General features: G+C 44.5%; 11 protein-coding genes. 8 read left to right on the top strand and 3 right to left on the bottom strand.

The window, feature by feature from the left end; translation table 11 throughout:
- Positions 1-45: 45 nt before the first annotated feature.
- The 7 genes from tig (at position 46) to ACYJZR_RS10915 (ending at position 8,887) form a co-directional block, all read left to right on the top strand.
- On the top strand, positions 46-1,350 hold the full coding sequence (gene tig / locus ACYJZR_RS10945) for a trigger factor (RefSeq protein WP_005460612.1): 1,305 nt from the start codon (positions 46-48) through the stop codon (positions 1,348-1,350).
- Between the two features lie 105 nt (positions 1,351-1,455).
- Positions 1,456-2,082: an ATP-dependent Clp endopeptidase proteolytic subunit ClpP gene (gene clpP, locus ACYJZR_RS10940; protein WP_005460620.1), complete on the top strand. Its 627-nt coding sequence runs from the start codon at positions 1,456-1,458 to the stop codon at positions 2,080-2,082.
- A gap of 71 nt (positions 2,083-2,153) precedes the next feature.
- Positions 2,154-3,434 (top strand): ATP-dependent protease ATP-binding subunit ClpX, encoded by a 1,281-nt coding sequence (gene clpX / locus ACYJZR_RS10935; protein ID WP_005460618.1) that lies wholly within the window; start codon positions 2,154-2,156, stop codon positions 3,432-3,434.
- Between the two features lie 131 nt (positions 3,435-3,565).
- Positions 3,566-5,917 (top strand): endopeptidase La, encoded by a 2,352-nt coding sequence (gene lon, locus ACYJZR_RS10930; RefSeq protein WP_005493728.1) that lies wholly within the window; start codon positions 3,566-3,568, stop codon positions 5,915-5,917.
- A gap of 192 nt (positions 5,918-6,109) precedes the next feature.
- On the top strand, positions 6,110-6,382 hold the full coding sequence (locus ACYJZR_RS10925) for an HU family DNA-binding protein (protein WP_005382341.1): 273 nt from the start codon (positions 6,110-6,112) through the stop codon (positions 6,380-6,382).
- Positions 6,383-6,580: 198 nt separating this feature from the next.
- On the top strand, positions 6,581-8,440 hold the full coding sequence (gene ppiD, locus ACYJZR_RS10920) for a peptidylprolyl isomerase (protein ID WP_005495983.1): 1,860 nt from the start codon (positions 6,581-6,583) through the stop codon (positions 8,438-8,440).
- Positions 8,441-8,590: 150 nt separating this feature from the next.
- On the top strand, positions 8,591-8,887 hold the full coding sequence (locus ACYJZR_RS10915) for a ComEA family DNA-binding protein (protein ID WP_406966238.1): 297 nt from the start codon (positions 8,591-8,593) through the stop codon (positions 8,885-8,887).
- A 90-nt stretch (positions 8,888-8,977) separates the two neighbouring features.
- Here ACYJZR_RS10915 and rrtA read toward each other — a convergent pair whose 3' ends face one another.
- On the bottom strand, positions 8,978-9,529 hold the full coding sequence (gene rrtA / locus ACYJZR_RS10910; protein ID WP_023624117.1) for a rhombosortase: 552 nt from the start codon (positions 9,527-9,529) through the stop codon (positions 8,978-8,980).
- 3 nt (positions 9,530-9,532) lie between these two features.
- Between rrtA and ACYJZR_RS10905 the strand changes: the two genes are divergently transcribed.
- Positions 9,533-10,147 (top strand): tRNA-uridine aminocarboxypropyltransferase, encoded by a 615-nt coding sequence (locus ACYJZR_RS10905; protein ID WP_069521292.1) that lies wholly within the window; start codon positions 9,533-9,535, stop codon positions 10,145-10,147.
- Positions 10,148-10,153: 6 nt separating this feature from the next.
- Here the strand turns inward: ACYJZR_RS10905 and ACYJZR_RS10900 are convergent, their stop codons facing one another.
- Both ACYJZR_RS10900 and yfbR read right to left on the bottom strand, forming a co-directional pair.
- Positions 10,154-11,488 (bottom strand): anti-phage deoxyguanosine triphosphatase, encoded by a 1,335-nt coding sequence (locus ACYJZR_RS10900; RefSeq protein WP_049873683.1) that lies wholly within the window; start codon positions 11,486-11,488, stop codon positions 10,154-10,156.
- A gap of 12 nt (positions 11,489-11,500) precedes the next feature.
- Positions 11,501-12,085: a 5'-deoxynucleotidase gene (gene yfbR / locus ACYJZR_RS10895; protein WP_005482513.1), complete on the bottom strand. Its 585-nt coding sequence runs from the start codon at positions 12,083-12,085 to the stop codon at positions 11,501-11,503.
- Positions 12,086-12,110: the final 25 nt, after the last annotated feature.

Below are 12,110 nucleotides of genomic sequence, written 5' to 3'. Positions count from 1 at the left end.
GCTCATACGCTCGGATAACCGAGCCACTTTAGAGGTTTATAAATAATGCAAGTTACTGTTGAAACGCTAGAGGGCCTAGAGCGCCGTCTAAACATTACTGTTCCAGCTGCAAACATCGAAGATGCTGTAACAGCTGAACTACGCAACATCGCTAAAAACCGTCGTTTCGATGGTTTCCGTAAGGGTAAAGTGCCTCTAAAAATGGTTGCTAAGATGTACGGCAAAGCAGTACGTCAAGACGTTCTTGGTGAAGTTATGCAACGTCACTTCATCGAAGCGATCGTAAAAGAGAAAATCAACCCAGCTGGCGCTCCAACTTTCGCTCCTGTAGAAAACAAAGAAGGTGCAGACCTAGTTTTCACAGCAACTTTTGAAGTTTACCCAGAAGTTGAACTAAAAGGCCTAGAAAACATCACTGTTGAGAAGCCTCTAACTGAAGTTAAAGAAGCAGACGTAGAAGAGATGATCGAAACTCTACGTAAGCAACAAGCAACTTGGGTTGAAGTTGAAGAAGCAGCAGAAGCTGGCAAACGCGTAAGCATCGATTTCGTTGGTTCTATCGACGGCGAAGAGTTTGAAGGCGGTAAAGCTGAGAACTTCCCACTAGAAATGGGCGCTGGTCGCATGATCCCTGGTTTCGAAGACGGTATCGCAGGTAAAACTGCTGGTATGGAATTCGACATCGACGTAACTTTCCCAGAAGATTACCACGCTGAAAACCTAAAAGGTAAAGCGGCTAAGTTCGCAATTAAAGTGAACAAAGTTGAAGCTCGTGAACTTCCAGAACTAAACGACGAATTCGTTGCTAAGTTCGGTGTTGCTGAAGGCGGTGTAGACGCACTTAAAGCTGAAGTACGTAAGAACATGGAACGCGAACTTAAGCAAGCTGTTAAGACTCGCATCAAAGAGCAAGCAATCGAAGGTCTAGTTAAAGAAAACGAAATCGACGTTCCTGCTGCACTTATCGAGCAAGAAATCCACGTTCTACGTCAACAAGCGGCACAACGCTTCGGTGGTAACCCAGAAGCAGCTGCACAGCTTCCACGTGAACTGTTCGAAGAACAAGCTAAGCGTCGCGTAGTTGTTGGTCTTCTACTAGGTGAAGTAATCAAGTCTGAAGAGCTAAAAGCGGACGACGAGAAAGTTAAAGCTCTAATCGAAGAAATGGCTACTGCATACGAAGATCCATCAGAAGTTATTGCTTACTACGAGCAAAACGAGCAAATGATGAACAACATGCGTAACGTAGCTCTAGAAGAGCAAGCAATCGACGCGATCATCGCTAAAGCACAGGTTACTGAGAAAGAAGTAGGCTTCAACGAGCTACTTAACCAACAACCTGCTGCTTAATAAGCAATATCTTGCGTAGAAGGTTGACTTAACGTTAACTATTCTGCTAACAATGGTCCGTATGATAGTCATCATCCGGGCCATTTATTTTAGGGACATAAGAATATGAGCTACCAAGAAAAAAATGCAATGTCGCCAATTATGGACGCACTAGTACCAATGGTGGTTGAACAAACTTCCCGAGGCGAGCGTTCTTACGACATCTACTCACGTCTACTTAAAGAGCGCGTGATTTTTTTAACTGGTCAAGTGGAAGACCACATGGCAAACCTTGTCGTGGCTCAGCTACTTTTCCTAGAATCTGAAAATCCAGATAAAGACATTTTCCTATACATCAACTCTCCAGGTGGCAGCGTAACTGCAGGTATGTCAATTTACGACACAATGCAGTTTATTAAACCAAATGTAAGCACTGTATGTATGGGTCAAGCTTGTTCTATGGGTGCATTCCTGCTTGCAGGTGGTGCTGCTGGTAAACGTTATGTTCTTCCTAACTCACGTGTGATGATCCACCAACCACTAGGTGGTTTCCAGGGTCAAGCTTCTGATATCCAAATCCATGCTCAGGAAATCCTGACCATTAAACAGAAGCTAAACAACCTGTTAGCAGAACATACTGGCCAGCCTCTTGAAGTGATTGAACGCGATACCGATCGTGACAACTTCATGTCAGCAGAGCAGGCTGTGGAATACGGTATCGTGGATGCAGTGTTGAGCCATCGCGGCGCGTAATTTAGCCAGCGCATTTTGGCAAAAATTGATATACACTCATTCATGAAGAGTAAAGGCTAAGAGGTTAGCGAATGACAGATAAAAGCAAAGAAAGTGGCAGCGGTAAATTGCTGTACTGTTCTTTCTGCGGCAAAAGTCAGCACGAAGTTCGCAAGCTAATCGCAGGTCCGTCAGTTTACATTTGCGACGAGTGTGTCGACCTATGTAACGATATTATTCGCGAAGAAATCAAGGATGTTCTCCCTAAGAAAGAATCTGAAGCGTTACCAACGCCAAAACAGATCCGTGAACACCTTGACGACTATGTGATCGGACAAGATTACGCGAAAAAAGTGCTCGCAGTTGCGGTATATAACCACTACAAGCGTTTACGCAATGGTGATACAACGAGCGAAGGTGTGGAGCTTGGTAAAAGTAACATCCTTCTAATTGGTCCTACAGGTAGTGGTAAAACGCTGCTTGCTGAGACGCTAGCTCGATTCTTGGATGTGCCATTCACAATGGCAGACGCAACCACACTAACCGAAGCTGGTTATGTGGGTGAAGACGTTGAAAACATCATCCAAAAGCTTCTGCAAAAATGTGATTACGATGTAGCGAAGGCTGAACGCGGCATTGTTTACATTGACGAAATTGACAAAATTTCTCGCAAAGCTGAAAACCCATCAATTACGCGTGACGTATCTGGTGAGGGTGTTCAGCAAGCGCTATTGAAACTTATCGAAGGTACGGTTGCTTCAGTTCCACCTCAAGGTGGTCGTAAGCATCCACAGCAAGAATTCCTGCAAGTGGACACGTCTAAGATTCTGTTCATCTGTGGTGGTGCATTTGCTGGTTTAGATAAAGTTATCGAACAGCGTGTAGCTACGGGTACTGGTATCGGCTTTGGTGCAGAAGTGCGCTCGAAGAACGAAACCAAAACCGTCGGCGAACTGTTTACTCAGGTTGAGCCAGAAGATCTAGTGAAGTATGGTTTGATTCCAGAATTCATTGGTCGTCTTCCTGTGACAACAACACTGACAGAGCTTGATGAAGAAGCGTTGATTCAGATCCTATGTGAACCGAAAAACGCACTGACCAAGCAGTATGCAGCATTGTTTGAGCTAGAAAACGCAGAGCTTGAATTCCGTGAAGATGCCCTTCGTGCTATCGCGAAGAAAGCAATGGAACGTAAGACAGGTGCTCGTGGTTTGCGTTCAATTCTGGAAAGTGTTCTGCTTGAAACCATGTACGAACTGCCATCTGCGACAGATGTAAGTAAAGTCGTGATTGATGAATCCGTCATCAATGGTGAGTCAGAACCACTGCTTATTTACAGCAATGCCGACAATCAGGCAGCTGGGGCAGAATAAATTCAGCCATGAATGAAAAAGGAGGTAAGTAATTACCTCCTTTTTTTATTTCTCTTATTGAATCCAAACAATTAGCCCCCATATACTGCCTTAAGTAATACGTTAAACGTGAAAGCGGAAGAGAGAATTATATGAACTTGGAACGTTCCGAGCGTATCGAGATCCCGGTATTACCTCTACGTGACGTAGTGGTCTACCCGCACATGGTGATTCCATTGTTTGTTGGTCGTGAGAAATCGATTAGCTGTCTAGAAACGGCGATGGAAACAAACAAACAAGTTCTGCTTGTGGCTCAAAAACAAGCTGACACTGATGAACCAACGGTTGATGACCTATTCGAAGTGGGTACGGTAGCTACCATTCTCCAACTTCTAAAGCTCCCTGATGGCACAGTAAAAGTACTGGTTGAAGGTCAGCAGCGCGCAAAAATCAATCATTTCAAAGAAAGTGATTTCTTCTTAGCTGAGGCGGAATTCATCGTAACACCAGAATTGGATGAACGTGAGCAAGAAGTGATTGTTCGCAGCGCAATCAACCAATTCGAAGGCTTCATTAAGTTAAACAAAAAGATTCCACCAGAAGTGCTAACGTCACTGAATGGTATCGATGAAGCGGCACGCCTAGCAGATACGATTGCGGCACATATGCCTCTTAAACTTGTTGATAAACAACAAGTTCTTGAAATTATTGATGTTACTGAGCGTCTGGAGTTCCTAATGGGCCAGATGGAATCAGAGATTGATTTGCTACAAGTTGAGAAACGCATTCGTGGTCGCGTGAAAAAGCAAATGGAGAAGTCTCAGCGTGAGTACTATCTGAATGAGCAAATGAAAGCGATTCAGAAAGAGCTTGGTGAGATGGAAGACGCTCCTGATGAGTTTGAGACTCTGCAAAAGAAGATCGACGAATCAAAAATGCCGCAAGAAGCACGTGAAAAGACAGAGCAAGAGCTGCAAAAGCTTAAGATGATGTCTCCAATGTCCGCAGAAGCGACCGTGGTTCGTAGCTACATCGACTGGATGGTAAGTGTACCTTGGACTAAGCGTTCTAAAGTGAAGAAAAATCTCGCGAAAGCGGAAGAGATTTTGAACGAAGATCATTATGGTCTAGAGCGTGTGAAAGAGCGTATTCTGGAGTACTTGGCAGTTCAAAACCGCATTAACAAGCTAAAAGGTCCAATCCTTTGTCTTGTTGGTCCTCCAGGCGTGGGTAAAACATCGCTTGGCCGCTCAATTGCATCTGCTACTGGCCGTAAATACGTACGTATGGCCCTAGGTGGCGTGCGTGATGAAGCAGAGATTCGAGGCCACCGTCGTACTTACATTGGTTCATTGCCAGGTAAGCTGATTCAGAAAATGTCGAAAGTTGGTGTGAAAAACCCTCTCTTCCTTCTGGATGAAATCGACAAAATGTCTTCAGACATGCGTGGTGACCCGGCTTCAGCGTTGCTTGAAGTATTAGACCCTGAACAAAACAACTCATTCAACGACCACTACCTAGAAGTGGATTACGACTTGTCTGATGTGATGTTTGTTGCAACGTCTAACTCGATGAATATTCCTGGTCCGTTGCTTGATCGTATGGAAGTGATTCGTCTATCCGGTTACACCGAAGATGAAAAACTAAACATTGCGAAGCGTCACCTTGTTGAAAAACAAGTGCAACGTAATGGCTTGAAACCAAACGAGATAGTCATCGAAGATTCAGCAATCATCGGTATTATCCGTTACTACACTCGTGAAGCGGGTGTGCGTGGTCTTGAGCGTGAGATTTCTAAGATCTGCCGCAAAGCAGTGAAGAACATCCTGCTAGATAAAGACATCAAATCAGTGACGGTAACGATGGACAACCTAAAAGAATACTTGGGTGTTCAACGTTTCGATTACGGGAAAGCTGATGAAAGCAACCGAATTGGTCAAGTTACTGGTCTAGCTTGGACTGAAGTGGGTGGCGATCTATTAACGATTGAAACTCAATCTATGCCAGGTAAAGGCAAGCTTACTCAAACAGGTTCACTGGGCGACGTAATGCAAGAGTCTATCCAAGCTGCAATGACCGTGGTGCGCTCTCGTGCAGATAAACTGGGCATTAACTCAGATTTCTACGAGAAAAAAGACATCCACGTTCACGTGCCTGAAGGTGCGACGCCGAAAGATGGCCCAAGTGCGGGTACAGCAATGTGTACTGCTTTGGTATCGGCTCTTACAGGTAACCCGGTAAAAGCTGAAGTTGCGATGACGGGTGAGATCACCCTACGTGGTGAAGTATTACCAATCGGTGGCTTAAAAGAGAAGTTACTTGCGGCACACCGTGGCGGCATAAAGACAGTGCTTATCCCGAAAGATAACGAGCGTGATCTGGAAGAGATTCCTGAGAATGTTATCGCAGATCTGCAAGTTATCCCTGTTCAGTGGATTGATGAAGTACTTAAAGTTGCACTAGAGCGAGACCCGACAGGCGTTGAGTTTGAAGCTAAAAAATAGTGATGTGCAGCAAAAATAAGTAAAAGTTTGCGCTGATAAGCCTAAAAAGGCTTGTCAGCGTTTTTTTTGGGCGCTAAGTTAGTTTCGATAGCTGCCAGCCCTTGAAAAATAAGGGTTGGAGCATATTTTCTTAACTATGGAACGAAAAGTCATCACAAAAATAATCACAGATGGCACAAAGGGGAAATCACAGTGAATAAAACTCAATTAGTAGAACAAATCGCAGAAAATGCAGACATCTCTAAAGCGTCAGCGGGTCGTGCTCTAGATGCATTCATCGAAGCAGTAAGTGGCACACTTCAGTCTGGTGATCAAGTTGCTCTAGTTGGCTTCGGTACATTCAGTGTTCGCACTCGTGCTGCACGTACTGGTCGTAACCCAAAAACTGGTGAAGAAATCCAAATCGCAGAAGCAAAAGTACCAGCTTTCAAAGCAGGTAAAGCACTGAAAGACGCTTGTAACTAATTAAAGCGTGATTCTGTTGCCGGCCATTTGAATAACTTTTGCTCAAACAATAAGTTTCGAACAAAAATTTACAAACTTCGAGCCGAACTTTTTTAAATTATGCGCATCATACTGATGCGCATTTCTTTTTCTGATATTATCGCGTCATTATATTTCTATTAGAAGCCGTACGCTTCAATTGTGGAGAGCAGTTAAATTATGATGGATCGACTACGCGAAGGCGTGAATAGCATCGCGGTCAAAATTATCCTTGGACTTATCATCCTGTCTTTCGTATTTGCCGGTGTAGGTAGCTACCTAGTGAATGGCAGCAACAATTCAGCAGCGAAAGTAGGTAACACCGAGATTCCTCGTGGTGAGTTCGAGATGGCTTACCAAAATGAGCGCAATCGCATGCAAGCTCAATTGGGTGACTACTTCTCTCAAATGTTGGCTGACCCTGCATACGTTGAATCTTTCCGCAAATCAGTGCTTGATCGTATGATTAATGACGTATTGCTTGACCAACAAGCTGAAGCACTTGGCTTACGAATCAGCGATGCTCAGGTTCGTAGCATGATTCTTGAAATGCCTCAGTTCCAATCTAACGGTCAGTTTGATCAAGAAATTTACCAAGCATCGCTACGTCGTGCAGGTTTCTCTCCTGATTCTTTTGCTGAGTACATGCGTCGTGAATTGGTGCGTGAGCAGCTTCTAACAGCGCTTCAAAGCAGTGAGTTTACTCTTCCAGGCGAAGTTCAATCTCAGGGTAAACTGTTTACCCAAACACGCGACATCCGCACTGTAACCATCGATTTGGCAGAGTTTGCGAAGAAAGTTGAGTTAACTGACGAAGAAATTCAAGCTTACTACAAAGCAAACCCAGATAACTTCACTCGTCCAGAGCAAGTGAAAGTGTCTTACGTTGAGTTGTCTGCTGAAGCACTTAAGAAGCAGATTCAAGTAACAGATGAAGACGTTAAGAAATACTACGACGAGCATCTAGACAAATACTCTTCAGAAGAGCAACGCCGAGTGGCGCACATTCTTGTTGAAGGTGATGATGAAGCAAAAGCACAAGCTATCTTAGATGAATTGAACTCAGGTGCAGATTTTGCTGCGGTAGCGCAAGAGAAATCTGATGATTTCGGTAGTGCTGAAAACGGCGGTGACTTAGGTTGGATCGAACGTGATGTTATGGATCCGGCTTTTGAAGAAGCTGCGTTTGCACTCAAGAACCCAGGTGACATGTCTGGTCTAGTAAAATCTGACTTTGGCTACCACATTATCAAGCTAGAAGAGCTGAAAGATGCTGTTGCAAAACCATTTGATGAAGTGGCTGCTGAGATTAAGCAAGAGCTAGTAGACCAAAAAGCGGTGGATCAATTCTACGAGCTTCAAAACGAGCTTGAGCGTGTTGCTTTTGAGTACCCTGATTCACTAGATGATGCTTCTAAAGCTATTAACCAAGAAGTGAAGACAACAGACTTCATCTCTCAAGTTGATGCACCTGAGGTTCTACGTAACCAAGCCGTTATGCAAGCACTACTGAGCCCAGAAGTGAAAGAAGACGGTCTGAACTCTGAAGCGATTGAAGTTGCGCCTGAGCACATTATTGTTGTTCGTGTTGAAGATTCTCGTGACGAAACAGTGCTTCCATTAGCTGAAGTGAAAGATCAAGTTGTGGCGGAACTATCTCGCGTTAAAGGTGAGCAAGGTGCTCTAGAGCTAGGTACAAAAGTGGTAGCTGCTCTGAATGAAGGCAATACTGCTGTTCTTGCGGAAAACAACCTAACATTTGGTGAGCAAGAGACCGTTGACCGTCGTTCACCACTAGCAACTACCGTCTTTGCAATGGCGAAGCCAGTAGATGGCAAACCTGTCTACGGTCAGTCGAAAGACCTTGAAGGCAACATCGTAGTGATTGAACTGGATGCTGTGAAAGCGGAACTAGATAGTTCGCTAGAAGATCAAGTTGCGATGCAAATGCAACGTGCATCATCTCAGCAGGATCTATCTTCTGTTCTCGCTGTATTGCGTGCTAACACAGACATTGAGTACTTTGTTGTGAGCAACTAAGCACTAATTATGTAATTTGCATGTTAACTAAAACGGGTCGCGTAAGCGGCCCGTTTTATTTTTGTTTAAACAAACTTCAATGACGATGAGTGTTTGCCTACATTAGGGCGGATTATTTCAGAGCGTTAATTTGGAGTGTATATGTTCAATATGAAATGGATTTTAACCTTGTGTTTAGTGGTGTTCGCACCACTCAGTTTGGCCGCTGATACCAAGGCTGATACCAAGGCTGATAAATATGAAGGAATTGAAATTACGGTCAATATCAATACTGCTTCTGCAGAAGAGATAGCAACGATGCTGAAAGGTATTGGCGAAAAGAAAGCGCAAAGCATAGTTGACTACCGTACTGAGCACGGCCCATTTAAAACAGCAGCTGATTTAACCAATGTAAAAGGAATTGGTGAAGCAACCATCAAGAAAAACGAAGACCGCATTCTTCTATAAACGCGGGCTTCGACCATTGTATTCTTACTGAGTTTTCGTTTCCGGTTACTGCTTTCCCGAACCAAACCCTCTTTCGTGGTTCGGGATTTTTTATCCAAATATACGGCGATGGAATCCTTTCTCTACTAATGCCATACCTAAGCCTCCCATTGCACCAAACAGATGTGCATCAACAGCAACACGAGCGCCTATCATTGCAGCAGTGCTGGTTGAAGGGCCATAAAATTGCTCCCATGCGATTTTCGCAATAAGTCCGGCGACTAAGAGTAGGCTACTTCTTCTGTTTTCAAACACTTCTCTGAGAGCCCAAAAACCAAACAAACCGTGTAAGACGCCAGACAAGCCGACATAGACTGACATGCTAGTCAGTAAGTTCATTGCGCCGACAAAGGCACAAAGTAAAAGAAAAACAGTCGAGAAGTTGCGCGCACTAGGACGGAATATAAACGCGATAACCCATAATCCAGCCAAGTTCATTCCAAGGTGGGCAAAGTTGGTATGCGTGAGATTTCCTGTTACGATTCGCCACCATTCACCATGACGTATGTTGTAAGCGTGCCATTCGGTGAGGCTCGCCATTGGTTCGAATTGTAGTACTAAGCAGATAACGCTGATGATGGTCAGCAATGTATAAAGGTTCACTCTATGTCTCGTTATTGTTCTCAGTGTGGAAAATCGCGCAAAGCCTGTATTTGCCAATGGATTGTACCGCTAGCAAGCGGGGTTGAACTTATCATTCTTCAGCATACGAGTGAAGCGCATCGTCCACTTGGTACGGCACGGATTCTCAATTTGAGTTTAAAGAACTGTACTTGTTTGATTGGCGAGAATTTTTCTGACGACGCTCAGTTAAACGCGTTGCTCACCGATGAAGCGTATCAGCATTTTATCCTTTATCCGTCGGAGCAATCACAGTGCCTTTCAGACATTGCGTGTACCGAGAGCGAGCGCACAAGAAAAACACGCCTAATTTTGCTCGATGGCACGTGGAAAAAAGCCTATAAAATGTGGCAGCTTTCCACCAACTTACACACTTTAACCACAGTGAAGCTTCCCGAGGATTTACAAGGTCACTATACAATTCGTAAAGCGCCTTCAGACAACAGTCTTTCGACAGTGGAAGCAGGGTTTTATGCGTTGAGTTTGTTGGAGCCGGATAACGACTTCTCGCCGCTACTCAATGCTTTTGACAGGATGATTGAATTTCAAATCGCCCAGATGCCTCCGGGCGTATTTGAAAAGAATTATTTGAACAAGTAGAACAGTCTACAAAACAATAGAAGAGAACAATTGGCGGTGTAGCTTTTGCGCATGACCATCGGTCATTGCGGATATGTAATCGGCAATGACTCGCATTTTGCCACTATCGCTAGTTGCACTCTGCCAAAGCTCTTTTGTGTGTATTGGCAACAATCGTTCAGGATCGGCACTTAGTGCTTCGAATATATCCATGATGATTTGTTGCCCTTTGTATTCGACAATCTGTACCTGCGGCACTTGAATGACATACTGACTGACGAAATGTTTAAGCACATCTAGCGCTTTCGCCATATGCGGTTCTAAACAAGCATTCCATGCCAGTAAAGGGTTTTGGAATGGTTCATCAACCACTTTAATAGAGATGCTTGTAAGTAGGGCATTGACCATACCGCCAATCGCATCTTTGCGTTGGTGATGTTTACCGCTAAACAGCATTTGCCCGATAGAGTCGATATGTTCTTCAAACCAAGGATCACCGCAATCAGCTAACTGACTTGCAGCACCTTCTTGCCATTGTTGACGTGTGACCATACCCAGCACAATGGCATCTTCTAAGTCGTGCACGCCATACGCAATATCATCGGCGAGCTCCATAATGGAGCAGTCGAGGGATTTAAAGCGCGTTTTGCTGTGCTCTAAATCGGAGTCTGGTCGATAGCGCATTTGGCTCAACAGGCTTTTGTCATTCTCGCTGAGTGGAGCAATAACCCAATCAAACAGATCTTTATCGCAATCGTAGATGCCTTTCGCTGGGCTCCATTCTTTGGCTTTTAATCGGCGTTGATGTTCTGCAGGGTTTGGCAGCTTGACTGAACGAGTCTGACTGATGAGTGCTGGGTATTTGATCAAACCTAACAAAGTTCGGCGCGATAGATTCATCCCGAAGTGCTCAGTGTATGGCTCCAATTTGGTCACAATGCGAAAAGTCTGCGCATTGCCTTCAAAGCCACCATGGTCACGCATCATATAGTTCAATGCGACTTCGCCACCGTGTCCGTATGGTGGGTGGCCGATATCGTGCGCGAGACACAGAGAGTCAATCAAACTGTCCGAGGGCAATAGTTCTTTAAATTCAGACTGTTTCTTTTTAAGTTGCGCGACAATACCCGTGCCTAATTGGGCCGCTTCTAACGAGTGAGTAAGTCGACTTCTATGAAAGTCTTCCAAGCTGTTGCCATGAACTTGAGTTTTCGCTTGTAGGCGTCGAAATGCCGCAGAGTGCAGGATTCTCGCTCTATCACGTTGATAGGGGCTGCGGTGGTCATCACGGCGGATTTTATGCTCATCATCGTGGCGCTCTTGCCACAAAGAGTGTAATTCAAACGACACGTTTATCTCCATAAACTAAACTGGCTAACTGATTTCATCCAGCGATAGCTCAAAGCTTGGGGCGAATGTATTAAGGAAGTATTCCATTTCTGGCGTTTTACGTTCTTGTAAAGTGACGTCTAGGCGCTTTTTCGCTAAGGCAAACTCATGGTTACCTGCACTTAGTTCTTCCAAACATTTTAAGTACGCACAGATGGAGTCGGCCTGTTTTACTATCTGAGAGTCTTCTTCGTGAGACGAATGAGAAAGTAGAAATGGGGCAAAATCTTCCTGAAATTCTTCCGGCAACATAGAAAGTAATTTGTGCTCGGCAGCGGCTTCTATCTTCTTATATTCTTTTGCGATTTCGGGATTGTAGTACTTAACGGGAGTTGGCAAATCGCCAGTGAGCACTTCACTTGAATCGTGATACATCGCGAGAAGAGCAATGCGTTCAGGATTAAGCGTGCCGCCGAACTTTTTGTTTTTAATTAACGCGAGTGCGTGAGCGACAAATGCGACTTGTAAGCTGTGTTCCGAAACGTTTTCTGGTGATACAGAGCGCATCAAAGGCCAGCGTTGGATAAGCTTCATTCGTGCCAAGTGGGCGAAAAAATGGCTTTCTTTCATGGCTTTCTCCGTTTCTGGTATAAAA

The organism is Vibrio sp. RC2502, from assembly GCF_054850435.1.
This window is presented reverse-complemented; position numbering and strand designations above follow the sequence as displayed.

Coding starts and splice junctions, on each gene's coding strand:
- clpP (WP_005460620.1), top strand. CDS start 1,456: ATGAGCTACCAAGAAAAAAATGCAATGTCGCCAATTATGGACGCACTA.
- ACYJZR_RS10900 (WP_049873683.1), bottom strand. CDS start 11,488: ATGGAGATAAACGTGTCGTTTGAATTACACTCTTTGTGGCAAGAGCGC.
- yfbR (WP_005482513.1), bottom strand. CDS start 12,085: ATGAAAGAAAGCCATTTTTTCGCCCACTTGGCACGAATGAAGCTTATC.
- ACYJZR_RS10915 (WP_406966238.1), top strand. CDS start 8,591: ATGAAATGGATTTTAACCTTGTGTTTAGTGGTGTTCGCACCACTCAGT.
- tig (WP_005460612.1), top strand. CDS start 46: ATGCAAGTTACTGTTGAAACGCTAGAGGGCCTAGAGCGCCGTCTAAAC.
- ppiD (WP_005495983.1), top strand. CDS start 6,581: ATGATGGATCGACTACGCGAAGGCGTGAATAGCATCGCGGTCAAAATT.
- ACYJZR_RS10905 (WP_069521292.1), top strand. CDS start 9,533: ATGTCTCGTTATTGTTCTCAGTGTGGAAAATCGCGCAAAGCCTGTATT.
- clpX (WP_005460618.1), top strand. CDS start 2,154: ATGACAGATAAAAGCAAAGAAAGTGGCAGCGGTAAATTGCTGTACTGT.
- lon (WP_005493728.1), top strand. CDS start 3,566: ATGAACTTGGAACGTTCCGAGCGTATCGAGATCCCGGTATTACCTCTA.